At 55.4% G+C, this 25,899-nt stretch carries 31 protein-coding genes and 1 tRNA gene; all 32 read right to left on the bottom strand.

Annotated elements, in window-relative coordinates:
• Positions 1 to 2 precede the first annotated feature (2 nt).
• On the bottom strand, positions 3 to 350 hold the full coding sequence (gene rplR / locus ACQUWM_RS18115) for a 50S ribosomal protein L18 (RefSeq protein WP_012139782.1): 348 nt from the start codon (positions 348 to 350) through the stop codon (positions 3 to 5).
• A gap of 9 nt (positions 351 to 359) precedes the next feature.
• Positions 360 to 893, bottom strand: a complete 534-nt coding sequence (gene rplF / locus ACQUWM_RS18110) for a 50S ribosomal protein L6 (protein ID WP_407001309.1) — start codon at positions 891 to 893, stop codon at positions 360 to 362.
• Between the two features lie 9 nt (positions 894 to 902).
• Positions 903 to 1,295 carry a 30S ribosomal protein S8 gene (rpsH, locus tag ACQUWM_RS18105; RefSeq protein ID WP_406985925.1) on the bottom strand — a complete coding sequence of 131 codons (393 nt, stop codon included), beginning with the start codon at positions 1,293 to 1,295 and terminating at the stop codon, positions 903 to 905.
• A gap of 90 nt (positions 1,296 to 1,385) precedes the next feature.
• A complete protein-coding gene (rpsN, locus tag ACQUWM_RS18100; RefSeq protein ID WP_008174884.1) occupies positions 1,386 to 1,691 on the bottom strand; it encodes a 30S ribosomal protein S14 in 306 nt (101 codons plus the stop codon).
• A 12-nt stretch (positions 1,692 to 1,703) separates the two neighbouring features.
• Positions 1,704 to 2,243: a 50S ribosomal protein L5 gene (rplE, locus tag ACQUWM_RS18095; protein WP_297792966.1), complete on the bottom strand. Its 540-nt coding sequence runs from the start codon at positions 2,241 to 2,243 to the stop codon at positions 1,704 to 1,706.
• A gap of 15 nt (positions 2,244 to 2,258) precedes the next feature.
• On the bottom strand, positions 2,259 to 2,579 hold the full coding sequence (gene rplX / locus ACQUWM_RS18090) for a 50S ribosomal protein L24 (RefSeq protein ID WP_407001310.1): 321 nt from the start codon (positions 2,577 to 2,579) through the stop codon (positions 2,259 to 2,261).
• 16 nt (positions 2,580 to 2,595) lie between these two features.
• Entirely contained in the window at positions 2,596 to 2,964 is a 369-nt protein-coding gene (gene rplN, locus ACQUWM_RS18085) for a 50S ribosomal protein L14 (RefSeq protein WP_007154005.1), read from the bottom strand.
• 18 nt (positions 2,965 to 2,982) lie between these two features.
• The gene (rpsQ, locus tag ACQUWM_RS18080) at positions 2,983 to 3,249 is read right to left on the bottom strand and encodes a 30S ribosomal protein S17 (RefSeq protein ID WP_012139774.1); all 267 of its coding nucleotides are present in this window, start codon (positions 3,247 to 3,249) and stop codon (positions 2,983 to 2,985) included.
• A 1-nt stretch (position 3,250) separates the two neighbouring features.
• Positions 3,251 to 3,442, bottom strand: a complete 192-nt coding sequence (gene rpmC, locus ACQUWM_RS18075) for a 50S ribosomal protein L29 (protein ID WP_407001311.1) — start codon at positions 3,440 to 3,442, stop codon at positions 3,251 to 3,253.
• Positions 3,442 to 3,855 (bottom strand): 50S ribosomal protein L16, encoded by a 414-nt coding sequence (rplP, locus tag ACQUWM_RS18070; RefSeq protein ID WP_027830882.1) that lies wholly within the window; start codon positions 3,853 to 3,855, stop codon positions 3,442 to 3,444. Before rplP ends, rpmC begins: the two co-directional genes overlap by 1 nt.
• Positions 3,856 to 3,867: 12 nt before the next feature.
• Positions 3,868 to 4,551: a 30S ribosomal protein S3 gene (rpsC, locus tag ACQUWM_RS18065; RefSeq protein WP_406985932.1), complete on the bottom strand. Its 684-nt coding sequence runs from the start codon at positions 4,549 to 4,551 to the stop codon at positions 3,868 to 3,870.
• 11 nt (positions 4,552 to 4,562) lie between these two features.
• On the bottom strand, positions 4,563 to 4,895 hold the full coding sequence (rplV, locus tag ACQUWM_RS18060; RefSeq protein ID WP_048497742.1) for a 50S ribosomal protein L22: 333 nt from the start codon (positions 4,893 to 4,895) through the stop codon (positions 4,563 to 4,565).
• Between the two features lie 16 nt (positions 4,896 to 4,911).
• Complete coding sequence (gene rpsS / locus ACQUWM_RS18055) at positions 4,912 to 5,187, bottom strand: 30S ribosomal protein S19 (RefSeq protein WP_007154011.1); 276 nt, start codon at positions 5,185 to 5,187, stop codon at positions 4,912 to 4,914.
• Positions 5,188 to 5,210: 23 nt separating this feature from the next.
• Positions 5,211 to 6,038, bottom strand: a complete 828-nt coding sequence (gene rplB, locus ACQUWM_RS18050) for a 50S ribosomal protein L2 (RefSeq protein ID WP_012139769.1) — start codon at positions 6,036 to 6,038, stop codon at positions 5,211 to 5,213.
• A gap of 17 nt (positions 6,039 to 6,055) precedes the next feature.
• Entirely contained in the window at positions 6,056 to 6,349 is a 294-nt protein-coding gene (rplW, locus tag ACQUWM_RS18045; RefSeq protein ID WP_127330392.1) for a 50S ribosomal protein L23, read from the bottom strand.
• A complete protein-coding gene (gene rplD / locus ACQUWM_RS18040) occupies positions 6,346 to 6,951 on the bottom strand; it encodes a 50S ribosomal protein L4 (protein WP_127330390.1) in 606 nt (201 codons plus the stop codon). The genes rplW and rplD overlap by 4 nt, the downstream gene beginning before the upstream one ends.
• A gap of 11 nt (positions 6,952 to 6,962) precedes the next feature.
• Entirely contained in the window at positions 6,963 to 7,601 is a 639-nt protein-coding gene (gene rplC / locus ACQUWM_RS18035; RefSeq protein ID WP_406985937.1) for a 50S ribosomal protein L3, read from the bottom strand.
• A 74-nt stretch (positions 7,602 to 7,675) separates the two neighbouring features.
• Positions 7,676 to 7,987, bottom strand: coding sequence for a 30S ribosomal protein S10 (rpsJ, locus tag ACQUWM_RS18030; protein WP_077529290.1), 312 nt, complete (start codon positions 7,985 to 7,987; stop codon positions 7,676 to 7,678).
• 188 nt (positions 7,988 to 8,175) lie between these two features.
• On the bottom strand, positions 8,176 to 9,372 hold the full coding sequence (gene tuf, locus ACQUWM_RS18025) for an elongation factor Tu (RefSeq protein ID WP_428923030.1): 1,197 nt from the start codon (positions 9,370 to 9,372) through the stop codon (positions 8,176 to 8,178).
• A gap of 34 nt (positions 9,373 to 9,406) precedes the next feature.
• The gene (gene fusA / locus ACQUWM_RS18020) at positions 9,407 to 11,512 is read right to left on the bottom strand and encodes an elongation factor G (RefSeq protein ID WP_406999810.1); all 2,106 of its coding nucleotides are present in this window, start codon (positions 11,510 to 11,512) and stop codon (positions 9,407 to 9,409) included.
• Positions 11,513 to 11,530: 18 nt separating this feature from the next.
• Complete coding sequence (gene rpsG, locus ACQUWM_RS18015) at positions 11,531 to 12,001, bottom strand: 30S ribosomal protein S7 (protein WP_250832711.1); 471 nt, start codon at positions 11,999 to 12,001, stop codon at positions 11,531 to 11,533.
• Positions 12,002 to 12,116: 115 nt separating this feature from the next.
• The gene (rpsL, locus tag ACQUWM_RS18010) at positions 12,117 to 12,491 is read right to left on the bottom strand and encodes a 30S ribosomal protein S12 (protein WP_406999809.1); all 375 of its coding nucleotides are present in this window, start codon (positions 12,489 to 12,491) and stop codon (positions 12,117 to 12,119) included.
• Positions 12,492 to 12,657: 166 nt separating this feature from the next.
• Complete coding sequence (gene rpoC, locus ACQUWM_RS18005; RefSeq protein ID WP_406999807.1) at positions 12,658 to 16,872, bottom strand: DNA-directed RNA polymerase subunit beta'; 4,215 nt, start codon at positions 16,870 to 16,872, stop codon at positions 12,658 to 12,660.
• Between the two features lie 81 nt (positions 16,873 to 16,953).
• Positions 16,954 to 21,030 carry a DNA-directed RNA polymerase subunit beta gene (gene rpoB, locus ACQUWM_RS18000; RefSeq protein ID WP_428923029.1) on the bottom strand — a complete coding sequence of 1,359 codons (4,077 nt, stop codon included), beginning with the start codon at positions 21,028 to 21,030 and terminating at the stop codon, positions 16,954 to 16,956.
• A gap of 242 nt (positions 21,031 to 21,272) precedes the next feature.
• Positions 21,273 to 21,647: a 50S ribosomal protein L7/L12 gene (gene rplL / locus ACQUWM_RS17995; RefSeq protein ID WP_406985286.1), complete on the bottom strand. Its 375-nt coding sequence runs from the start codon at positions 21,645 to 21,647 to the stop codon at positions 21,273 to 21,275.
• A gap of 40 nt (positions 21,648 to 21,687) precedes the next feature.
• Positions 21,688 to 22,218 carry a 50S ribosomal protein L10 gene (gene rplJ / locus ACQUWM_RS17990; protein WP_406999803.1) on the bottom strand — a complete coding sequence of 177 codons (531 nt, stop codon included), beginning with the start codon at positions 22,216 to 22,218 and terminating at the stop codon, positions 21,688 to 21,690.
• A 211-nt stretch (positions 22,219 to 22,429) separates the two neighbouring features.
• Positions 22,430 to 23,128: a 50S ribosomal protein L1 gene (rplA, locus tag ACQUWM_RS17985; RefSeq protein WP_406999801.1), complete on the bottom strand. Its 699-nt coding sequence runs from the start codon at positions 23,126 to 23,128 to the stop codon at positions 22,430 to 22,432.
• A gap of 1 nt (position 23,129) precedes the next feature.
• A complete protein-coding gene (rplK, locus tag ACQUWM_RS17980) occupies positions 23,130 to 23,561 on the bottom strand; it encodes a 50S ribosomal protein L11 (RefSeq protein ID WP_406999799.1) in 432 nt (143 codons plus the stop codon).
• 118 nt (positions 23,562 to 23,679) lie between these two features.
• Positions 23,680 to 24,213, bottom strand: coding sequence for a transcription termination/antitermination protein NusG (gene nusG, locus ACQUWM_RS17975; RefSeq protein WP_406985283.1), 534 nt, complete (start codon positions 24,211 to 24,213; stop codon positions 23,680 to 23,682).
• A gap of 12 nt (positions 24,214 to 24,225) precedes the next feature.
• Positions 24,226 to 24,594 carry a preprotein translocase subunit SecE gene (secE, locus tag ACQUWM_RS17970; RefSeq protein ID WP_406999797.1) on the bottom strand — a complete coding sequence of 123 codons (369 nt, stop codon included), beginning with the start codon at positions 24,592 to 24,594 and terminating at the stop codon, positions 24,226 to 24,228.
• A gap of 33 nt (positions 24,595 to 24,627) precedes the next feature.
• Positions 24,628 to 24,703: transfer RNA gene (locus ACQUWM_RS17965), tRNA-Trp, on the bottom strand.
• A 44-nt stretch (positions 24,704 to 24,747) separates the two neighbouring features.
• Positions 24,748 to 25,899, bottom strand: a 1,152-nt coding sequence (gene tuf / locus ACQUWM_RS17960; RefSeq protein ID WP_428923028.1) for an elongation factor Tu, incomplete at its 5' end; no start/stop codon positions are given.

Raw genomic sequence — 25,899 nt, 5'->3', positions numbered from 1 at the left:
TCTTAGAATTGCAAGCCAGCTTCACGGGCTGCGTCGGCCAGAGCCTGGACCCGACCGTGATAACGGTAACCGGAGCGGTCAAAAGCAACGCTCTCTACACCTGCCGCCTTGGCACGCTCAGCAATCAGCTGACCGACCTTTTTGGCAGCTTCCACGTTACCGGTTGCACCCTGGCGCAGTTCCTTATCCAACGTGGAGGCAGTGGCAATAACCTTGCTGCCATCTGCAGTTGTAACCTGGGCATACATGTGACGCGGCGTGCGGTGAACGCACAGGCGGTCGGTACCCAGCTTACGGATCTTCATGCGCACTTTGCGTGCGCGACGCAATCTTTCGTTATTCGCGCTCATAGTCCCGCCTTATTTCTTCTTGGCTTCTTTGCGTCTGACCTGCTCATCCGCATAACGCACACCCTTGCCTTTATAAGGCTCTGGCGGACGGAATGCGCGGACTTCCGCAGCGACCTGGCCAACCTGTTGCTTGTCGATTCCGCGAATCACAACTTCCGTATTAGACGGAGTTTCAGCGGTAATCCCCTCGGGCAGCTCATACTCGACCGGGTGTGAGAAACCCAGTGTCAGGTTGAGCTTCTTACCTTGCGCCTGGGCACGGTAACCTACGCCCGTCAGCGCGAGCTTACGCTCCCAGCCTGTAGAGACACCGGTCACCATGTTGTTGACCAGTGCACGGGTAGTACCAGCAAGAGCGCGGGACTGTTTGGCACCATCGCGGGCCGCAAAGCGAAGAACGTTTTCTTCCTGCTTTACTTCTACCGCCTGGTGAATGGTGATTTGAAGCGCTCCTTTGGAGCCCTTCACATTAATTTCCTGTCCGTTCAGCTTAACCTCAACACCGGAAGGCAGCACGACAGGATTATTGGCAACCCTGGACATGTGATTCTCCTAGAATACGGTGCAGATGACTTCGCCACCCACGCCAGCAGCTCGTGCGGCGCGGTCTGTCATAACGCCCTTGGACGTTGAGACAATCGCGACTCCCAGACCGCCGGATACTTTCGGCAGTTCCCCAGCGCCTTTGTACTGGCGCAGACTCGGACGGCTGACCCGCTTGATCTCTTCAATAACCGGCTTGCCGCCGAAGTATTTCAGAGTAATCGTCAGCTCGGGCTTCGCGTCAGCTGAAACGGAAAAATCTTCAACGTAACCTTCGTCCTTCAGGACCTGGGCCACGGAGATCTTCATCTTTGAAGACGGCATGGCCACGTCGGCCTTCTGTGCCATCTGTGCGTTACGAATACGCGTAAACATATCCGCAAGCGTATCTTGCATACTCATTGGTATGAGGCTCCTGATCTTTTTAGTTGTGCAGCGGCGTGCCGCACCGCTTACCAACGGGCACCTGACCTGGTGGTCAGGATGCCAGTCTTACCAGCTTGCCTTGGTCAGACCCGGTACGTCACCGCGCATGCCGTATTCACGGAGCTTGATCCGTGAAAGCTCGAACTTGCGCAGAACGCCGTGGGGGCGACCAGTCACCTGGCAACGATTACGAAGACGCGAGGGAGAAGCATCACGAGGAAGCTGTTGCAGCTTCATCTGTGCGTCCCAGCGGTCATCATCGCTGGTATTCGGGTTCTTGATAATCGCCTTGAGCTCGGCGCGCTTCGCTGCAAACTTCGCAACGGTTTTCTCGCGCTTGAGCTCACGGTTCTTCATGGAAACCTTAGCCATTACACTCGTTCCTTATTTCTTGAACGGAAAGCCAAAGGCTTTCAACAGTTCGCGACCTTCGTCGTCGGTACCGGCAGTGGTGGTAATGGTGATATCCAGACCACGGATCTTGTCGACTTTGTCGTACTCGATCTCGGGGAAAATGATCTGCTCACGCACACCCATGCTGTAGTTACCGCGACCGTCGAACGATTTGGGGTTCAGACCGCGGAAGTCACGAACGCGGGGAACCGCGATGTGAACCAGGCGATCAAAGAAATCCCACATACGCTCGCCACGCAGGGTAACCTTACAACCGATAGGCCAACCTTCACGGATTTTGAAACCCGCGACGGATTTACGTGCCTTGGTAACAACCACTTTTTGACCTGCCAGGCGCTCAAGATCCGCCACGGCATTCTCAATCAGCTTCTTGTCACCAACCGCTTCGCCGACACCCATGTTCAGGGTGATCTTTTCGATACGCGGCACCTGCATCACGTTCTTGTAGCCGAACTCTTTCTGCAGGGCGGGTACCACTTCCTTACTGTACTGCTCTTTCATGTTAAGCATCGTAACCACCACCGCTTACTGGTTATCGACAGCTTCGTTCGTGGACTTGAAGATCCGCACTTTGGCGCCGTCTTCCTTGATCTGGAAGCCTACGCGATCGGCTTTGCCGGTCTGCGGATTAAAAATAGCCACGTTGGAAGCCTGGATAGGTGCTTCTTTTTCGACGATGCCACCTGGGGAGCCCAGCATCGGGTTCGGCTTGGTGTGCTTCTTCATCATGTTGATGCCAGAAACAATCACTCGGCCATCGTCCTGAACCTTCAGGACTTTACCACGTTTGCCTTTATCTTTCCCCGTAGTGACGATTACTTCGTCATCTCGTTTAATCTTTTTCATAACCGGCCTCTGGTCCTTAAAGTACTTCGGGTGCCAGTGAGATAATTTTCATGAACTTCTCATTACGCAGTTCACGGGTAACCGGTCCGAAGATACGGGTACCAATCGGTGCGTCCTGATTGTTCAGAAGTACTGCCGCGTTTCCGTCAAAACGGATAAGCGACCCGTCGGGACGACGTACACCCTTGCGAGTACGTACAACGACAGCTTTCAGGACCTGGCCTTTCTTCACTTTACCGCGGGGGATGGCTTCCTTGACGGTCACCTTGATGATATCCCCTACGCTGGCATAACGCCTGTGTGAACCGCCCAGGACCTTGATGCACATCACCTGACGCGCACCGCTGTTATCCGCGACTTCAAGCATTGTTTGAGTCTGAATCATGGTTGTTCTCCGGGCGAGTTACACCTTGGATGCACGTTCGGTGACTTCCACCAGGGCCCAACTCTTGGTCTTGGAGACCGGACGGGTTTCCTGAATGGTCACAGTGTCACCGACATTGCACTGATTGCTCTCATCATGAGCATGAATCTTGGTTGAGCGCTTCATGTACTTACCGTACAGCGGATGCTTCACCTGACGCTCAACCAGGACCACGATGGATTTCTCCATCTTGTTGCTCACGACCTTGCCGCTCAGAGTTCTGGCAGTTTGGGTAGCTTCGGTCATGTCACTGTCCTGCCTTTTCATTCAATACTGTTTTCACGCGAGCAATATCGCGCTTCACATTGCCGAGAAGGTGAGACTGATTCAGCTGACCTGTCGCCTTGCGCATGCGCAGGTTGAACTGCTCCTTCAGGAGGTCGATCAGCTCGCCGTTCAGCTCCTCGACTGACTTATCACGCAGCTCTGTTGCTTTCATCACATCACCGTCCTCGTTACAAAGGTGGTCTGTACCGGCAATTTGGCCGCAGCAAGAGTGAACGCGTCACGAGCGATTTCCTCGGAAACACCTTCCATCTCATAAAGCATCCGGCCTGGCTGGATTTCAGCCACCCAATACTCGACAGAACCCTTACCTTTACCCATTCGTACTTCAAGCGGTTTGCTGGAGATCGGCTTGTCCGGGAAAATCCGGATCCAGATCTTACCGCCCCGCTTGATGCGACGAGTCATGGTACGACGCGCTGCCTCAATCTGGCGCGCAGTTATACGCCCACGAGTAGTCGCCTTCAATCCGTATTCACCGAAGCTCACCTTGTTAGCGCGGTGAGCGAGACCGGTGTTACGGCCTTTCATTACCTTGCGAAATTTGGTGCGTTTTGGTTGCAGCATAAGAGTGCCCCTTTACTTAGAACCTTTCTTCCCAGAGGCTTTCTTGTCAGCACGGACCTGCTCCATACCACCAAGAATCTCACCTTTGAAGATCCATACCTTGACGCCGATAACGCCGTAAGTGGTATGCGCTTCGTAGGTTGCGTAATCAATATCTGCACGCAGAGTGTGCAGAGGTACACGACCTTCGCGATACCACTCGGAACGCGCGATTTCAGCACCCCCGAGACGTCCGCCTACCTGGATCTTGATACCCTTCGCGCCCTGGCGCATGGCGTTCTGCACCGCACGCTTCATAGCGCGACGGAACATCACACGACGCTCCAGCTGGCCGGCAACGTTTTGCGCTACCAGGCGGGCATCCAGGTCCGGCTTGCGGACTTCTTCGATGTTGATGTGCACGGGCACACCCATCATGTCGCTGACTTCGCGACGCAGACGATCAACATCTTCACCCTTCTTACCGATAACAATACCGGGGCGGGCAGTATGGATCGTGATACGGGCGTTCTGAGCAGGGCGCTCGATCACAATCTTGCTGACAGACGCCTTGACCAGACGCTTGTCAAGGAATGCACGAACCTGAATGTCGTTCAACAGGTTGTTCGCATATTCCTGCTTTTCGGCATACCACACTGAGTTGTGCTCTTTGATCACACCCAGGCGAATGCCGGTTGGATTTACTTTATGACCCATCTGAGCATCTCCTACTTGTCGGCGACCTTGACGGTGATATGGCAGGTGCGCTTGAAAATCCGGTCAGCGCGCCCCTTGGCTCGAGCTTTGATTCGCTTGAGCGTCGGACCCTCATCCACCATCACGGTGGAAACCCGCAGTTCGTCAACGTCCAGACCTTCGTTGTGCTCAGCGTTGGCGATGGCAGACTCAAGAGCTTTCTTGATGACTGTTGCCGCCTTTTTTGGGCTGAAAGTCAGAATGTTTAGGGCGTCCTCAACAGCCTTGCCGCGTACTTGGTCAGCGACAAGACGTGCTTTCTGAGCTGAGAGGCGAGCGCCCTTATACTTGGCTGCTACTTCCATTTCTATTACCTCAGAATCAGCGTTTAGCTTTCTTGTCGGCCGCATGACCACGATAAGTACGCGTTGCCGCGAACTCACCCAGCTTATGTCCAACCATATCTTCGGTGACATAAACCGGCACGTGCTGCTTGCCGTTGTGGACTGCAATGGTCAGGCCTACCATCTCCGGAAAAACTGTTGACCGGCGCGACCAGGTCTTGATCGGCCGCTTGTCGTTAGCTTCCAGAGCTGCCTCGACCTTCTTCAACAGATGCAGGTCTATAAAAGGACCTTTCTTTAAAGAACGTGGCACAGCAATTACCTCTATGTAGTCGTTTACTTGGCCGAACGACGACGTACTATCATCTTGTCAGTACGCTTGTTCTTACGAGTCTTATGCCCTTTGGTCGGAACACCCCAAGGAGTAACAGGGTGACGCCCGCCAGAGGTACGCCCTTCACCACCACCATGCGGGTGGTCAACTGGGTTCATAGCAACACCACGTACTGTTGGACGTTTACCGCGCCAACGTGATGCACCCGCTTTACCAAGCTGCTTGAGGCTGTGTTCGCTGTTGGAGACTTCACCCAACGTTGCGCGACAGTCAACAAGCACCTTACGCATTTCACCTGAGCGCAGGCGGATGGTGGCATATGCACCTTCACGCGCTACCAGCTGTACGGATGCGCCCGCGGAGCGAGCCAGCTGGGCACCTTTGCCAGGCTTGAGTTCGACGCAGTGGATCACGGAACCGACCGGAATATTCCGGAGCGGTAGCGTGCTGCCCACTTTAATCGGCGCGTCGATACCGGAACGCACAGGATCTCCGATCTGCATACCTTTGGGAGCGATGATGTAACGACGCTCGCCATCGGCGTACTTCAGGAGCGCGATGTGCGCGGAGCGGTTAGGATCATATTCCAGGCGCTCAATAGTCGCCGGAATACCATCTTTGGTCCGCTTGAAATCAATTACGCGGTAGTGCTGCTTGTGGCCACCACCAACGTGACGGGTAGTGATGCGACCAAAATGGTTACGACCACCCGACTTACTCTTAGTTTCTACCAACGGCTCGTAAGGGCGCCCCTTGTGAAGATCAGGGTTGTAGAGCTTTACAACGTGACGGCGGCCGGCAGATGTTGGCTTGGTTTTGACGATCGGCATATTACGACCCCTTTACCTTATTCCACATCCAGAAAATCGATGTCCTGACCTTCCGCAAGCTTTACATAAGCCTTACGCAGATCATTACGCTTGCCGAAACCGCGGATGGTACGCTTGAGCTTACCCTTACGGTTCAGAACCTGAACACCTTCGACGGTGACGTTGAACAGCTGCTCAACGGCTTTCTTGATCTCGGGCTTAGTGGCATCAGGTGCTACACGAAACACCACCTGATTGCTTTCCGCCACCAGAGACGCTTTCTCTGATACGTGCGGTCCCAGAAGAACCTTGTAAATACGTTCCTGATTCATCCCAGCATCTCCTCGATCTTCTTCAGAGCGGGAACAGTCACAACGACTTTCTCGAAGGCAACCAGGCTAACCGGGTCCAGACCTGCAACGTCACGCACGTCAACGTGCGGAATGTTGCGGGAGGCCAGGTGCAGATTCTGCTCAACGTTGTCGGACAGAATCAGAGCGTTATTCACACCGATGTCCTTCAGCTTGGCGTTGAAAGCCTTGGTTTTGGGGGTGTCGACATTCATGTCGTCAACCACAACCAAACGCTCCTGGCGAACCAGCTCGGAAAAAATAGAGCGCATCGCTGCGCGGTACATCTTACGGTTGACCTTCTGCTCGAAGTCACGAGGCTTGGCAGCAAAGGTCACACCACCGGAGCGCCAGATCGGGCTACGGATTGTACCTGCACGAGCACGACCTGTGCCCTTCTGACGCCAGGGCTTCTTACCGCCGCCACTGACTTCTGAACGTGTTTTCTGAGCCTTGGTACCCTGACGGCTGGCTGCCATATATGCAGTAACCACCTGGTGAACCAGCGACTCGTTAAAATCTTTGGCGAATGCGGCATCGGAAACAGAAATTCCCTTGCCGCTACCTGTAATAGTCAATTCCATCGCACCGCTCCTCAGGCTTTAACTGCAGGCTTGATGACAACGTTACCGCCAGTCGCGCCGGGAACGGCACCACTTACCAGCAGCAGGTTGCGCTCGGCGTCGACGCGGACGACCTTCAGGTTCTGCACAGTCACCTGCGCGTTCCCCATCTGGCCCGCCATCTTCTTGCCCTTGAATACCTTGCCCGGAGTCTGGTTCTGACCAATGGAACCCGGAGCACGATGCGACAGTGAGTTACCGTGGGTCGCGTCCTGCATGGAGAAGTTCCAGCGCTTAACACCGCCCTGGAAACCTTTACCCTTGGACTGACCAGTGGCATCAACAACCTGACCGTCTTCGAAGACAGAAGCCGTGATCTCGCCGCCGGCTACCAGGTCTTCACCTTCGCCATCGGCCAGACGGAACTCCCACATACCGCGACCAGCTTCAACGCCGGCTTTGGCATAGTGGCCTGCTTCGCTCTTAGTCACACGAGAGGAACGACGAGCACCGACGGTTACCTGAACCGCGCGATAACCATCGCTTTCAAGAGTTTTGAGCTGGGTAATGCGGTTGGGCTCAACCTCAATTACCGTAACGGGCAGCGCCTGCCCATCTTCCGTAAAAATACGGGTCATACCGGCCTTACGACCGACAACACCAATTGCCATGTTTCACCTCTTAAGTGTACGGGGCTCTCACCCTCTATGGCCTTATGACAGTTACACAGACTTAGCCGAAGGGCTTAGCCGAGGCTGATCTGAACGTCTACACCTGCTGCCAGGTCCAGCTTCATCAAAGCATCTACTGTCTTTTCCGTCGGCTCAACAATGTCGAGCAAACGCTTATGAGTACGAATTTCATACTGATCGCGCGCGTCTTTGTTGACGTGCGGAGAAATCAGGATGGTGTACTTTTCCTTCCGCGTCGGCAGAGGGATTGGCCCACGCACCTGAGCGCCGGTCCGCTTAGCGGTATCGACAATCTCCTGCGTGGACTGGTCGATCAGGCGATAATCAAACGCCTTCAACCGGATTCGAATTTTTTGGCTTTGCATGATGCACCAAACTCCACTCGTAGCAGCTACTTGTTTAGCCGACCTTCAAAAAAAGGAGCCGCATTGTATGCATAATACCCAACCGTGTCAACTGCAATGCAGATTGACCCGGTCGGGCATCAATTCGCGGCTGAAACAGAAAAAGGGGCTGATGTTTCAGCCCCTTTTTCCTGGATCAATCGAGTGGATTACTCGATGATCTTGGCGACTACGCCGGCACCAACGGTACGGCCACCTTCGCGAATCGCGAAGCGCAGACCATCTTCCATGGCGATCGGAGCAATCAGGGTAACACTCATCTTCACGTTGTCACCCGGCATTACCATTTCCACACCTTCCGGCAGTTCGCAAGAACCGGTTACGTCGGTGGTGCGGAAGTAGAACTGCGGACGGTAGCCCTTGAAGAACGGCGTATGACGACCACCTTCTTCTTTGGACAGAACGTACACTTCGCACTCAAACTTGGTGTGCGGAGTGATGGAGCCCGGAACCGCCAGAACCTGACCACGCTCAACGTCGTCACGCTTGGTACCACGCAGCAGAACACCAACGTTCTCACCAGCACGGCCTTCGTCCAGCAGCTTGCGGAACATCTCAACACCGGTACAAGTGGTCTTCACGGTATCTTTGATACCAACGATTTCCACTTCGTCACCCACCTTGATGATGCCACGCTCAACACGACCGGTTACCACAGTACCACGACCGGAGATGGAGAATACGTCCTCAATCGGCATCAGGAACGGCTGATCGATTGCACGCTCCGGCTCAGGGATGTAGTCGTCCAGGGCTTCTACCAGCTTCTTAACAGCGGTAGTACCCATTTCGTTGTCGTCCTTACCTTCCAGCGCCATCAGCGCGGAACCGGTAATGATCGGGGTGTCGTCGCCCGGGAAGTCGTACTGCTCCAGCAGTTCGCGAACTTCCATCTCAACCAGCTCGAGCAGCTCTTCGTCGTCTACCATGTCGGCCTTGTTCAGGAACACGACAATGTACGGCACACCAACCTGACGAGACAGCAGGATGTGCTCACGAGTCTGCGGCATGGGGCCGTCAGCTGCGGAACATACCAGGATCGCGCCGTCCATCTGCGCCGCACCGGTGATCATGTTCTTCACATAATCCGCGTGGCCCGGGCAGTCTACGTGGGCGTAGTGACGAGTCGGAGAATCGTACTCTACGTGGGAAGTCGCGATGGTGATACCACGCGCCTTCTCTTCCGGTGCGTTGTCGATCTGGTCGAATGCACTGGCAGTACCTGTACCCCAGACTTCGTGACATACACGAGTCAGTGCTGCTGTCAGAGTGGTCTTACCATGGTCAACGTGACCAATGGTGCCTACGTTCAAGTGCGGTTTACTACGGTCAAATTTTTCTTTAGACACGGTTACACCTCTTCCTGTTTCTTAAGTCCTGGGATCAACCCTTTTTAATGATCGCTTCGGCAATGTTCGAAGGCGCCTCTGAATAACCAGCAAACTCCATCGCGTATGACGCCCGGCCTTGCGTTGCAGAACGCAGGTCAGTGGCATAACCGAACATTTCCGACAACGGAACCTCTGCGCGGATGACCTTACCGGCAGGACCTTCGTCCATACCCTGGATGACACCACGACGACGGTTCAGGTCGCCAACAACATCACCCATATAGTCTTCCGGGGTCACAACTTCGACTCGCATGATAGGCTCAAGCAGTGCAGGGTTCGCCTCAAGCGCACCCTTCTTCATCGCCATGGAGCCGGCGACCTTGAAGGCCATTTCGTTGGAGTCAACGTCGTGATAGGAACCGTCGTACAGGGTCGCCTTGATACGCAGAAGCGGATAACCGGCCAGACAGCCGTTCTGCATCTGCTCTTCGATACCCTGCTGAACTGCCGGGATGTATTCCTTGGGAACCACACCACCAACAATTTCATTCACGAAGATAAAGTTTTCGCCATCTTCTTCATCCAGCGGCAACGGCTCCAGCTTCAGCTTGACGTGACCGTACTGACCACGACCACCAGACTGACGCACAAACTTGCCTTCGACATCGACCGGCTTGCGAATGCACTCACGGTAGGCCACCTGCGGCTTACCAATGTTTGCCTCCACCTTGAACTCACGCTTCATACGGTCAACGATGATGTCCAGGTGAAGCTCACCCATACCGGAGATGATGGTCTGACCGGACTCTTCATCGGTGCGCACACGGAAAGACGGATCTTCCTGAGCCAGCTTGCCCAGCGCAACGCCCATCTTTTCCTGATCGGCTTTGGACTTGGGCTCAACGGCCACAGAGATAACCGGCTCCGGGAACTCCATGCGCTCGAGAATAATCTTGTTATTCTCATCACACAGGGTGTCACCGGTGGTGACGCTCTTCAGGCCGATCGCCGCTGCGATGTCACCAGCAAGCACCTCTTTGATTTCCTGGCGATCCTTGGAGTGCATCTGAACCATTCGGCCGACACGCTCTTTCTTACCCTTCACAGAGTTGTAAACGGCATTGCCGGACTCAAGCTTACCGGAGTAAACACGGAAGAAGGTCAGCGTACCCACAAACGGATCCGTCGCGATCTTGAACGCAAGCGCGGCAAACGGAGCGTCGTCATCCGCCTGACGGGTTTCCTCTGTTCCGTCTTCGTCAACCTCACCACGGATGGCTTTAACCTCATCCGGCGCGGGCAGAAACTCGATAACGGAATCCAGAACTGCCTGAACACCCTTGTTCTTAAACGCAGAACCACAGGTAGCTACAACGATTTCGTTGGCCAGGGTGCGAATACGCAGCCCCTTCTTGATATCCTCGACAGACAACTCACCCTCATCCAGGTACTTGTCCATCAACTCTTCATTGGCCTCGGCCGCCGCTTCCATCATCTGCTCGCGGTACATGGCGACTTCATCCGCCATTTCTTCGGGAACATCACGCTGGTCATAGGTTGCACCCGCGTCGTCTTCGTTCCAGTAGATTGCCTTGTTACGAATCAGATCCACGATACCCGCGAAGTTATCCTCCGCACCGATCGGCAACTGAACCGGAACAGGCGTTGCACCCAGACGAGTCTTGATCTGGTCAACCACGCGCAGGAAGTTAGCGCCGGCACGGTCCATCTTGTTGACGAACACCATGCGGGGAACTTCGTACTTATTGGCCTGGCGCCATACGGTTTCGGACTGCGGCTCTACACCGGAAGAACCACAGAACACCACGACCGCACCATCCAGCACACGCAGCGAACGCTCTACCTCGATGGTAAAGTCAACGTGCCCCGGGGTGTCGATGATGTTGATCCGGTGCTCCGGATACTGCTTGTCCATGCCCTGCCAGAAACAGGTCGTCGCAGCAGAGGTAATGGTAATACCACGCTCCTGCTCCTGCTCCATCCAGTCCATGGTAGCCGCACCATCATGAACCTCACCGATTTTGTGGGAAATACCTGTATAGAACAGGACCCGCTCGGTGGTTGTGGTTTTGCCCGCATCAACGTGCGCACAAATACCAATGTTTCTGTAACGCTTGATAGGAGTCTTGCGTGCCACTGTATAAACCTCGGCTGATTAGAAACGGAAGTGAGAGAACGCCTTGTTGGCTTCTGCCATGCGGTGTACATCTTCACGCTTCTTAACAGCGGAGCCCTTGCTGTCAGCGGCGTCAAGAATCTCACCTGCCAGACGCTGCGCCATGGACTTCTCACCGCGCTTCCGTGAAAATTCTACGAGCCAGCGCATGGCCAGCGCGTTCTGACGGGAAGGCCGTACTTCTACGGGCACCTGGTAGGTGGCACCACCCACGCGACGGGACTTAACCTCAACCATCGGCTGGATGTTCTCCAGGGCCTTCTCGAACATGTCGATCGGCTCTTCCTTGGACTTGTCGGCAACGATGTCCAGGGCGCCGTAAACAATGCGCTCTGCGACTGACTTCTTACCGCTTTCCATCACGTGGTTGATGAACTTGGCAAGACGTGCACTGCCGAACTTCGGATCCGGGATAATTTCCCGCTTTGCTGCAACTCTTCTTCTAGGCATCGATAAGCCCTTATATATCTAAAAGGTCTTCAGGAACCCCTGAGATAGCAAACTGCTACTCAGCCTTACTCTTACCGTTCTGACAAGCAACGATAAAAGACACCCGTGTGGGACATCAGGACTTGGGTCGTTTAGCACCGTACTTGGAGCGGCCCTGTCTACGGTTCTGTACACCCTGGGTGTCCAGCGTTCCGCGAACAGTGTGATAGCGCACACCCGGAAGGTCCTTTACACGACCGCCACGGATCAGCACAACACTGTGCTCCTGAAGGTTGTGACCTTCACCACCAATGTATGAGGAAACCTCGTAGCCGTTGGTCAGACGAACACGGCACACTTTACGCAGTGCTGAGTTCGGCTTCTTCGGCGTTGTGGTGTACACACGAGTGCACACACCACGGCGCTGAGGGCATGCCTGGAGCGCGGGAACGTCGCTCTTGGCTGCCTTGCGCTTACGAGGCTTACGCACCAACTGATTAATCGTTGCCATGTAAGCAAACTCCAAAAAACCATATCAATGAACTTGCCCCCATAAGCTGGGGGCAAAATTTAAGGGACGCAAGTTTAAGCCTGCGCCCCTGCACAGTCAAGGTGACTGATCTCTTTTTAACCACCCACCGCATAAGTAACTACCGGCGGGTGGCGCGCTTCCCAACTCAGCTTTCGCGGTTGAGCTCAGCACTCAGAGCTTCTTCCACGTCGGCCGCAGTCACGCCCTGCTCTTCCAGGTCGCGCTTACGACGACGCTCATTGTGGTACGCCAGGCCGGTACCGGCCGGGATCAGGCGACCAACCACAACGTTTTCCTTCAGGCCGCGCAGGTAATCACGCTTACCGGTAACCGCACCTTCGGTGAGTACCCGGGTGGTCTCCTGGAACGAGGCCGCGGAAATAAAGGACTCGGTTGCCAGTGACGCCTTGGTGATACCCAGCAGCAAACGCTCGAACCGCGCAGGTTCCTTGTCCGCCACATTGGCCTTTTCGTTTTCTTCCAGAACCTGGGTGATTTCCACCTGGTCACCGGACAGCAGCGTGGTATCACCCGGATCGGAGATTTCCACTTTACGCAGCATCTGACGAACGATAACTTCAATGTGCTTATCGTTGATGACAACGCCCTGCAGACGATAAACGTCCTGGATTTCGTTGGTGATGTACTTGGCCAGCTCGACCACACCCAGCAGACGCAATATGTCGTGCGGGTTGGACGGGCCGTCAGAAATCACCTCACCCTTCTCAACGGTTTCACCTTCAAACACGTTCATCTGACGGTGCTTGGGAATCAGAACCTCGTAGGCATCGCCGTCCTTCGGAGTGATCACCAGGCGCTTCTTGCCCTTGGTTTCCTTGCCAAAGGATACGGTACCGCTGATTTCCGCCAGAATGGACGATTCTTTCGGGCGACGGGCTTCGAACAGATCGGCAACCCTTGGCAGACCACCAGTGATGTCCCGGGTCTTCGAGCTTTCCTGCGGAATGCGCGCCACTACGTCGCCGAGCTCGATGTTCGCGCCATTGGCCATGGTGACCAGGGCATTTGCCGGCAGGAAGAAGATAGCAGTACCGCCGCCAGGCAGCTCCACGTCTTCGCCTTTCGCATCCACCAGCTGAATGGCCGGGCGGATGTCCTTGCCAGCAGCAGGACGCTCCTTCGAGTCAATCACTTCCATGGTGGACAGGCCGGTCAGTTCGTCTGTCTGGGTACGGACTGTAATGCCCTGATCCATGTTGACGAACTTGGCAGTACCATTGGCTTCCGCGATGATCGGGTGCGTGTGTGGATCCCACTTGGCAACCACGACACCGGCTTCAACGCTGTCGCCGTGCTTGACGGACAGAACGGCACCGTAGGGAAGCTTGTACCACTCCCGCTCACGACCCTGTTCGTCTGCAACGGCCAGCGCGGAAGAACGCGAAACAACCACCAGGGAGCCGTCACTCTTCTCAATGGACTTCAGGTTGTGCAGGCGAACAGTACCACCATGCTTGACCTGAATGTTGTCCACTGCTGACGCCCGGCTCGCAGCACCACCGATGTGGAAGGTACGCATCGTCAGCTGGGTACCCGGCTCACCGATAGACTGGGCTGCGATAACACCAACAGCCTCACCCACATTCACCCGGTGACCACGGGCCAGATCACGGCCGTAGCACTTGGAACAGATGCCATGACGGGTCTCACAGGTAATCGCGGAGCGAACCCAGACCTCGTCAACACCGGCACGCTCGAGCGCTTCCACGGTTTTTTCGTCCAGCAGGGTGCCAGCAGGTACAACCGCGTTGTCCTTGTCAGTCGGCGTGAAGGCATCACGCGCCGTGACACGACCCAGTACACGGTCGCCCAGGGGCACAACCACGTCGCCGCCTTCGATGTGCGGCGTCATCAGCAGGCCTTCAGAGGTGCCACAGTCTTCCTCGGTCACCACCAGATCCTGAGAAACGTCTACCAGACGACGGGTCAGGTAACCGGAGTTGGCGGTCTTAAGGGCGGTATCCGCCAGACCCTTACGGGCACCGTGAGTTGAGATGAAGTACTGCAGTACGTTCAGACCCTCACGGAAGTTCGCGGTGATCGGCGTTTCGATGATGGAGCCATCCGGCTTCGCCATCAGGCCACGCATACCGGCGAGCTGACGAATCTGCGCGGGGGAACCCCGAGCGCCAGAATCGGCCATCATGTACACGGAGTTGAACGACTCCTGCATGAGGTCCTCGCCGTCTTCACCCTGCACTGCCTTGCCATCAGGGCCGATTACCTGCTCCTGTGACAGCCGGTCCATCATTGCCTTCGACACTTTATCGTTGGCACGGGACCAGATATCAATCACCTTGTTGTACTTCTCGCCCTGGGTCAGCAGACCGGACGCATACTGGGTCTCGATGTCCTTTACTTCCTCGGAAGCGGCATCCACCAGTTCGTACTTCTCCGGCGGGATCTCGAAGTCGTTGAAACCGATAGAGATACCGGAAACCGTGGCGTAGTGATAACCCATGTACATCAGCTGGTCGGCAAAGATAACGGTATCTTTAAGACCGGCATCCCGGTAACAGGTATTGATCAGGTTGGAGATCGCCTTCTTGACCATCGGCTTGTTGACGATGTCGTAGGACAGACCATCCGGCACGATATCAAACAACAGGGCGCGACCGACTGTGGTATCCACAATCTTGTATTCTTCGACCTTGTCGCCCGCTTCGTTATAGATCACTTCCTTCACGCGCACCTTGACGATGGCCTGAAGGTCAACCTTGCCGGCACCGTAGGCGCGATGCGCCTCTTTCACATCGGCGAAGACCATGCCCTCACCCAGGGCGCTCTTGCGCTCACGGGTCATGTAGTACAGACCCAGAACCACGTCCTGGGATGGCACGATGATCGGCTCGCCGTTGGCGGGCGACAGCACGTTGTTGGTAGACATCATCAACGCACGGGCTTCCAGCTGGGCTTCCAGTGTCAGCGGTACGTGTACCGCCATCTGGTCACCGTCAAAGTCGGCGTTGTAGGCCGCACACACCAGCGGGTGCAGCTGGATTGCCTTGCCTTCGATCAGTACCGGCTCGAACGCCTGAATACCCAGACGGTGCAGGGTTGGCGCACGGTTCAGCATGATCGGGTGTTCGCGGATGACTTCGTCCAGGATATCCCAGACCACGCCTTCCTCACGCTCGACCATCTTCTTGGCGGCCTTGATGGTGGTCGCCAGGCCGCGGTGCTCAAGCTTGGAGAAAATAAACGGCTTGAACAGCTCCAGGGCCATCTTCTTCGGAAGACCACACTGGTGCAGACGCAAGTAGGGGCCGACCACGATCACGGAACGACCGGAGTAGTCCACACGCTTACCAAGCAGGTTCTGACGGAAACGGCCTTGCTTACCCTTGATCATGTCGGCCAGGGACTTCAGCGGGCGCTTGTTGGTGCCGGTGATGGCACGGCCACGGCGACCGTTGTCCAGCAGCGCGTCCACGGCTTCCTGCAGCATACGCTTTTCGTTACGCACAATGATGTCCGGCGCGTTCAGCTCCAGCAGGCGCTTGAGGCGATTGTTCCGGTTGATCACCCGGCGATACAGGTCGTTCAGGTCCGAGGTAGCGAAACGACCGCCGTCCAGCGGCACCAGCGGACGCAGGTCCGGCGGCAGAACCGGCAGCACCGTCATGACCATGTCGCCTGGCTTGTTGCCGGAGTACAGGAAGGCCTCGAGAATCTTCAGGCGCTTGCTGAACTTTTTGATCTTGGTTTCAGAGTTGGTCTGCGGGATCTCTTCACGCAGGGTGTCCACCTCTTCCTGAAGATCTATACCTTCCAGCAATTCCTTAACGGCTTCGGCACCCATGCGGGCGTCGAACTCGTCACCAAATTCTTCCAGCGCTTCGTAATACTGCTCATCGTTCAGCAGCTGGCCCTTCTCCAGGGTAGTCATCCCTGGATCAATGACGATGAAGGACTCGAAGTACAGAACCCGTTCAATATCACGCAGGGTCATATCCAGCATCAGGCCGATGCGGGACGGCAATGACTTCAGGAACCAGATGTGAGCAACCGGGCTGGCCAGCTCGATGTGGCCCATGCGCTCACGACGAACACTGGCGAGAGCCACTTCCACGCCGCACTTTTCACAGATCACACCGCGATGCTTCAGGCGCTTGTACTTGCCGCACAGGCACTCGTAATCCTTGATCGGGCCGAAGATCTTGGCACAGAAAAGGCCGTCACGCTCCGGCTTGAAGGTACGGTAGTTGATAGTCTCAGGCTTTTTGACTTCGCCAAAAGACCATGACCGAATCATGTCGGGAGATGCCAGCCCGATACGGATGGCATCAAATTCCTTGCTTTGATTCTGGCTCTTGAGAAGATTCAGCAAATCTTTCATCAGTAAAAGCTCCGGATGGCGTTAATCTCGGGCGGGCGCCCAATGGGCTGCCCGCTCACGCTGCCAAAAAAACAATTCGGCTCACTCGGATTCCAGCTCGATGTCGATACCCAGCGAGCGGATTTCCTTGACAAGAACGTTGAAGGATTCGGGCATGCCCGGCTCCATACGATGGTCACCATCGACAATGTTCTTGTACATCTTGGTCCGACCGTTTACATCATCAGACTTGACGGTAAGCATTTCCTGCAGCGTATACGCCGCACCGTAGGCTTCCAGGGCCCACACTTCCATCTCACCGAAGCGCTGACCACCGAACTGCGCCTTACCACCCAGCGGCTGCTGGGTAACCAGGCTGTAAGAACCGGTGGAACGAGCATGCATTTTGTCGTCGATCAGGTGGTTCAGCTTGAGAATGTACATGTAGCCAACCGTGATCGGACGATCAAACGCATCGCCGGTACGGCCGTCGTACAGCTTAGTCTGACCTGTGGTATTCAGGCCAGCCAGCTCAAGCATGCGCTTGACCTCAGCTTCCTTGGCGCCGTCAAACACTGGCGTCGCCATTGGAACACCTGTCCGCAGGTTGCCGGACATCTCGAGGATCTCCTGATCACTGAACGAGTCCAGATCCACCTTGGTCACTTCATCAGAGTGGTTGTAGATCTCATCCAGCAACTGACGCAGCTCGGCCACTTTGCGCTGCTCGTCCAGCATCTGGCTGATACGCTCGCCCAGCCCTTTGGCGGCGGCCCCCAGGTGAGTCTCGAGCACCTGACCCACGTTCATCCGCGACGGAACACCCAGCGGGTTCAGAACGATATCGACGGTCGTACCATCGTCGTCGTAAGGCATGTCTTCAATCGGCATAACCGCTGAGATAACACCCTTGTTACCGTGACGACCGGCCATCTTGTCACCCGGCTGGATACGCCGTTTGATGGCAAGATAGACCTTGACGATCTTGAGCACGCCCGGAGCCAGGTCATCACCTTGCTGCAGCTTACCTTTCTTGTCGTCAAAGCGAGCTTCATGCTCCTTCTTGCGATCTTCCAGCCCCTGCTCGGATTTCTCCAGCAACTCGTTCAGGGCCTCGTCCTTCATCCGCAGCTTGAACCAGTCATCCCGTGGCAGTTCGGCCAGATAACCCTCGTCGAGTTTGGCGCCCTTCTTCAGCCCCGGACCACTGATCACTTCCTGCCCTTTCAGGGCACTGGTCAGACGCTCGAAGGTCGCACCTTCAACTATGCGGTACTCGTCTTTCAGATCCTTGCGGTACTGATCCAGCTGCTCTTTCTCGATGGACTGGGCGCGCGAATCCTTCTCGATACCGTCACGGGTGAACACCTGAACGTCAATGACCGTACCACGGGTGCCAGTGGGCACACGGGATGAGGTATCTTTAACGTCAGATGCCTTTTCACCGAAGATAGCCCTCAGCAGCTTCTCCTCCGGAGTAAGCTGGGTTTCGCCCTTCGGCGTTACCTTGCCTACCAGGATGTCACCGGGGCCGACTTCCGCACCGATGTAGACAATGCCGGACTCGTCCAGCTTGGACAGCGCACTTTCACCAACGTTCGGAATATCCGCAGTGATCTCTTCGCTACCCAGCTTGGTATCACGAGCCACACAGGTCAGTTCCTGAATGTGGATAGTGGTCAGGCGATCTTCCTGCACCACTTTCTCCGAGATAAGGATGGAATCCTCGAAGTTGTAGCCATTCCAGGGCATGAACGCGATACGCATGTTCTGGCCCAGCGCCAGCTCACCCAGATCAACGGACGGGCCGTCAGCCAGGACATCACCACGGGCAACCACATCGCCCTGACGCACGATCGAGCGCTGGTTAATGCAGGTGTTCTGGTTCGAACGGGTGTACTTGGTGAGGTTGTAGATATCCACACCAGCATCACCAGCTTCGGTTTCCGTGTCATTAACACGAACAACCACACGGGCCGCATCAACACTCTCGATCACGCCACCGCGACGGGCTGTCACACAAACGCCGGAGTCCTGAGCCACCGTACGCTCCACGCCGGTACCAACCAGCGGCACCTGAGAGCGCAGGGTCGGCACGGCCTGACGCTGCATGTTAGAGCCCATCAGGGCACGGTTGGCGTCGTCGTGTTCCAGGAACGGGATCAGGGATGCCGCAACCGAGACAACCTGGCGCGGAGACACGTCCATGAAGTTGACGTTTTCCGGCGGCGTCACGGTAAATTCGTTCTGGTGACGCACGGTAACCAGCTCATCGCTGAGACGCTTGTTCTCGTCCATCGCAGCACTGGCCTGTGCGATGATGTAGTTGCTCTCTTCAATCGCAGAGAGATACACCACCTCATCAGTTACTTCGCCATCCACAACCTTACGGTACGGGCTTTCCAGGAAGCCGTAGGAGTTGGAACGCGCATAGGTAGCCAGCGAGTTGATCAGACCGATGTTCGGGCCTTCCGGCGTCTCGATGGGACACACACGACCGTAGTGGGTCGGGTGTACGTCCCGAACCTCAAAGCCGGCACGCTCACGAGTCAGACCGCCAGGACCAAGAGCCGAGATACGACGTTTGTGAGTCACCTCGGACAGCGGGTTGTTCTGATCCATGAACTGGGACAGCTGACTGGAGCCGAAGAACTCCTTCACAGCCGCAGCCACCGGCTTGGCGTTGATCAGGTCCTGAGGCATCAGGCCTTCACTTTCCGCCAGACTCAGGCGCTCACGGACTGCACGTTCAACACGCACCAGGCCAACCCGGAACTGGTTTTCAGCCATCTCGCCCACACAACGGACGCGACGGTTACCCAGGTTATCGATGTCATCTACCTGACCCTGACCGTTACGGATATCAATCAGCGTCTTGAGGACGTCGATGATGTCTTCGTGGGTCAGTGTACCTTCACCGGTGCTTTCTTCGCGGCGCAGACGACGGTTGAGCTTCATACGGCCAACCGCAGACAGATCGTAGCGCTCTTCGGAGAAGAACAGGTTATTGAACAGGTTTTCCGCCGACTCTTTTGTGGGCGGCTCACCCGGACGCATCATGCGATAAATCTCAACCAGCGCCTCCAGCGGAGAGCGGGTCGGATCGATGCGCAGGGTATCGGACATGAACGGACCGCAGTCCAGATCGTTGGTGTACAGAGTTTCAATCTCTGTCACACCGGCGTCCAGAATCTTGGTAACGACCTCGTCAGTCAGTTCGCTGTTCGCCTCAACCAGCACCTCGCCGGACTTGGTGTCCACCATGTCCTTGGCCAGAACACGGCCATACAGGTACTCGGTCGGTACTTCGAGTTCACTGATGCCGGTCTTTTCCAGCTGCTTGATGTGGCGTGCGGTGATCCGGCGACCTTCCTCAACAATGAGGTTGCCCTCGTTGTCTTTGATATCAAAGGTCGCAATGTCGCCACGCAGACGGCTCGGAACCAGTTCCAGCTTGCACACTTCGGCGCCAACCGCGAACTTACTGGTTTCGAAGAACATCTCCAGCATCTGCTCGGAGTTGTACCCCAGCGCCCGCAGCAGGATGGAGGCCGGCAGCTTGCGGCGACGGTCAATACGAACGAAGACGCAATCTTTCGGATCGAATTCGAAATCGAGCCAGGAGCCACGGTAAGGAATCACCCGCGCTGAATAAAGCAGCTTGCCGGATGAGTGGGTCTTACCCTTGTCGTGATCGAAGAACACACCAGGTGAACGGTGGAGCTGGGAGACGATTACTCGCTCGGTACCATTAATAACAAAGGTACCGTTCTCCGTCATCAGGGGCATTTCGCCCATGTAGACTTCCTGCTCTTTAATGTCCTTGATCGCCTTGTTGGACGATTCCTTATCGTAAATGATAAGGCGGACTTTGACGCGCAGCGGCGCTGCATAGGTTACGCCCCTAAGCTGGCATTCCTTGACATCAAATACCGGCTCGCCGATGCGGTAACTCACGTATTCGAGCGCGGCGTTGCCAGAATAACTGACAATCGGGAATACGGATTTGAATGCTGCGTGAAGACCGGTTTCCCGGCGATCTTCAGGTGCGGCTTCCATTTGGAGGAAGTCCCGGAACGAATCCAGCTGAATAGACAGCAAATAGGGGACGTCCATCACGGAAGGCAATTTACTAAAATCTTTGCGAATCCGCTTTTTCTCAGTGTAGGAGTAAGTCATCTGCATTCCCCAGCTTTAGACCTGATACCTGGTATCAAGAAGCAACCATTGTTCTGCTTCGGGGCCGAATTGCTCGGCATACTGCGCCGTCTTGAACAAGACTCTGGCTGTAGGTTATAGAAACTGACATCAACCTGTAATTGCACACCAGACTCTATAGCATATACAACAGAAAAAGGCCGGTGGCACAAAGCCACCAGCCTATCCATGCTTAATGCACGGTTTCGATCAACAGCCGACTCTTACTTGAGCTCAACAGAAGCGCCTGCTTCCTCAAGCTTCTTCTTGGCTTCTTCAGCGTCGTCTTTGCTCGCAGCTTCCTTAACAGTAGACGGAGCACCGTCAACCATTTCCTTAGCTTCTTTCAGACCCAGGCCGGTCAGTTCACGAACGGCCTTGATAACGTTTACTTTCTTCTCACCAGGACCGGTAAGAACAACGTCAAATTCGGTCTGCTCTTCAACAGCAGCAGCTTCACCAGCGGCAGCCGGAGCAGCAGCTACAGCAGCAGCGGCAGATACACCGAATTTCTCTTCCATTGCTTCAACCAGCGCAACAACGTCCATTACGCTCATTTCAGCAATTGCATTCAAAATGTCTTCGTTAGACAGAGCCATGACTTTCTCCCAAAAATATAAAAAATGGTGTTCAACAGAATCAAGCAGCTTCTTGCTTCTGGTCGCGAACTGCCGCTACAGCACGAGTCACTTTCGAAGGAACTTCGTTCAGTGTACGTGCCAGCTTGGTGATCGGTGCCTGTGTTACAGCAGCCAGCATTGTCAACGCTTCGTGATGCGTTGGCAGCTTGGCCAGGCGATCAATCTGGTCTGCACCCATCAGCTCACCGCCGACGGACAGGCCTTTGATCTCAAATGCCTCTTTCTCTTTGGCAAAATCCTTCAGCAGGCGCGCTGCCGCGCCCGGATCTTCCATAGAGAATGCCAGAATGGTCGGGCCGACCAGGGCCTCATCGATGCACTCGAACTCGGTACCACGAATCGCGATCTTCGCCAGGTTGTTACGAACAACCTTCAGACGAACGCTTTCGGCACGAGCCTTGGCACGAAGAGCCGTCATATCACCAGAGGTGACACCACGGTAGTCAGCCAGAACAACAGACAGAGCACCACCGGCAGTCTCGTTGACTTCAGCGACGATCGCTTTCTTGTCTTCGAGTCTAATTGCCACTGGATTTCTCCTCGATTTCGCCGGGTGTATCCCGGCAAACCCACAAATACCCCTTACGGGGCTCCTAACGGTGTTTGGGTTCAGAGAGAACGTCTTCACACCGTCTGCGCAGGCGTTGCTTTAACCCTTTCAGCCAAATGACTTCGGGGGCCTGCGGTCTTTGACAGCCTTGGCTTCCGCCCAGACTACAAAGTAACTACCGCTCAGAGGATCAGATGCTCAGACCGCTCTGATCGATAGTCAGGCCAGGACCCATAGTCGAGGAAACGGTGATCTTCTTGAGATACACGCCTTTCGCCGACGACGGCTTGGCCTTTTTCAGATCTGCCACCAGAGCCTCAAGGTTTTCCTTGATGTTCTGGGCAGAGAATTCAACATTACCCAGCGGAGCATGGATAATACCGTTCTTGTCAGTACGGTAACGAACCTGACCGGCCTTGGCGTTCTTGACCGCAGTCTCGACGTCCGGCGTCACGGTACCAACTTTCGGGTTCGGCATCAGGCCACGGGGACCCAGGATCTGACCCAGCTGCCCCACAACACGCATGGCATCGGGAGTGGCAATAACCACGTCGAAGTCCATGTTGCCCTTCTTAACTTCGTCGGCCAGGTCATCCATGCCAACGATGTCAGCACCGGCGGCCGTAGCCTTCTCGGCGTTCGCACCCTGGGTGAACACAGCAACACGAACGGTCTTGCCAGTGCCGTGAGGCAGAACCGTGCTGCTACGTACTACCTGGTCGGATTTACGTGCATCCACACCCAGGTTAACCGCAACGTCCACGGACTCTTTAAACTTGACGTTCTGACCCAGCTCGACCAACAGCGCAACCGCTTCGTCTACAGAGTAGGCGCGGGTCGCGTCAATTTTCTCGCGGATCAGCTTCTGACGCTTGCTCAGCTTTGCCATGTTACAGGCCCTCCACATTCAGGCCCATACTACGGGCTGTTCCTGCAATGGTACGAACCGCTGCATCCATATCGGCTGCAGTGAGATCCGGCTCTTTGGTTTTGGCAATTTCTTCCAGCTGCTCACGGGTCACGGTACCGACCTTGTCGGTATTCGGACGACCGGAACCGCTCTTGATGCCAGCTGCCTTTTTCAGCAGGACCGGTGCAGGCGGGGTCTTGGTGATGAAGGTAAAGCTGCGGTCACTGTATACAGTAATAACCGTCGGAATCGGCAGGCCCGGCTCCAGATCCTGGGTCTGGGCGTTGAACGCCTTACAGAACTCCATGATATTCACACCGCGCTGGCCCAGAGCAGGACCAACGGGGGGGCTCGGGTTGGCCTTACCGGCAGCAACCTGAAGCTTGATATATGCTTCGATCTTCTTTGCCATGATAATTCTCCTGTGGGTTCTGACGCCTTTCGGCTCCCCTGTGTTTACAACTGCAAAAAGCAGACACAAAAAGCCCGCGTCGCATTTGCGCGCGAGCTTTTATCTTTCAGGCTGCGACTCAGTCTTTCTCAACCTGCCCAAATTCCAGCTCTACCGGAGTTGAACGGCCGAAGATAAGCACGGCAACCTTGACCCGACTCTTATCGTAGTCAACTTCCTCAACAACGCCATTGAAGTCCGCGAACGGGCCTTCAACAACGCGCACAACCTCGCCTGGCTCAAACAACGTTTTGGGCTTCGGCTGATCGGCACCACTTTCAACGCGACGCAAAATTGCCTCTGCCTCACGCTCAGTGATCGGCGCCGGCTTGTCCTTGGTACCACCAATAAACCCGAGCACACGCGGCGTGTTTTTCACCAGGTGCCAGGTGGCATCGTCCATTTCCATCTGGACCAACACATAACCGGGATAGAACTTGCGCTCACTCTTGCGCTTCTTCCCGTCACGCATCTCCACGACTTCTTCGGTCGGCACCAGAATGTCACCGAACTGCTCTTCCATGCCGTTAAGAGCCACACGCTCTTTCAGAGTGCGCATTACGTGCTTTTCAAAGCCAGAATACGCATGAACGACGTACCAGCGCTTAGCCATTGCCCACTCCTGTTAACCGATAAATCCGGCGACCAGCCAACTGATCAACGAATCCATTCCCCACAACAACAACGCCACCACCAATACAAAAACCACCACAATAACGGTAGTCTGAATCAGCTCGGGCCGGGTGGGCCACACGACTTTCCGGATCTCAACTCTGGCTTCCTTGAGGAGCGTCGCAAAACGACGACCGCGGTCGGTCTGCAGCGCAACAAAAGCCGCCACCAACGCAAGAGCCACAAGAGCCAGAACACGATACAGCAATGACTCGGCATTAAAATACTGATTTCCCACCACACCGATGGCAATCAGAACAAAAACAACCAGCCACTTCACGGTATCGAAACGGCTGGTTGACTGAACGGCTTTTGACTCCATAGGAATCAGCTTATGTATCCGGATGTTAAAAAATGGCAGGCCAGGAGGGAATCGAACCCCCAACCTGCGGTTTTGGAGACCGCTGCTCTGCCAATTGAGCTACTGGCCTGCACCGAAACAACTCAGTGCAACTACTAACGAGTAACCCGAAGGTTACTCGATAATCTTGGCGACTACGCCGGCACCAACGGTACGGCCACCTTCGCGAATCGCGAAGCGCAGACCATCTTCCATGGCGATCGGAGCAATCAGGGTAACACTCATCTTCACGTTGTCACCCGGCATTACCATTTCCACACCTTCCGGCAGTTCGCAAGAACCGGTTACGTCGGTGGTGCGGAAGTAGAACTGCGGACGGTAGCCCTTGAAGAACGGCGTATGACGACCACCTTCTTCTTTGGACAGAACGTACACTTCGCACTCAAACTTGGTGTGCGGAGTGATGGAGCCCGGAACCGCCAGAACCTGACCACGCTCAACGTCGTCACGCTTGGTACCACGCAGCAGAACACCAACGTTCTCACCAGCACGGCCTTCGTCCAGCAGCTTGCGGAACATCTCAACACCGGTACAAGTGGTCTTCACGGTATCTTTGATACCAACGATTTCCACTTCGTCACCCACCTTGATGATGCCACGCTCAACACGACCGGTTACCACAGTACCACGACCGGAGATGGAGAATACGTCCTCAATCGGCATCAGGAACGGCTGATCGATTGCACGCTCCGGCTCAGGGATGTAGTCGTCCAGGGCTTCTACCAGCTTCTTAACAGCGGTAGTACCCATTTCGTTGTCGTCCTTACCTTCCAGCGCCATCAGCGCGGAACCGGTAATGATCGGGGTGTCGTCGCCCGGGAAGTCGTACTGCTCCAGCAGTTCGCGAACTTCCATCTCAACCAGCTCGAGCAGCTCTTCGTCGTCTACCATGTCGGCCTTGTTCAGGAACACGACAATGTACGGCACACCAACCTGACGAGACAGCAGGATGTGCTCACGAGTCTGCGGCATGGGGCCGTCAGCTGCGGAACATACCAGGATCGCGCCGTCCATCTGCGCCGCACCGGTGATCATGTTCTTCACATAATCCGCGTGGCCCGGGCAGTCTACGTGGGCGTAGTGACGAGTCGGAGAATCGTACTCTACGTGGGAAGTCGCGATGGTGATACCACGCGCCTTCTCTTCCGGTGCGTTGTCGATCTGGTCGAATGCACTGGCAGTACCTGTACCCCAGACTTCGTGACATACACGAGTCAGTGCTGCTGTCAGAGTGGTCTTACCATGGTCAACGTGACCAATGGTGCC

Origin of the sequence: Marinobacter sp. DUT-3 (assembly GCF_050379435.1) — a bacterium.
In the GTDB taxonomy this organism is placed as follows: domain Bacteria; phylum Pseudomonadota; class Gammaproteobacteria; order Pseudomonadales; family Oleiphilaceae; genus Marinobacter.
This window is presented reverse-complemented; position numbering and strand designations above follow the sequence as displayed.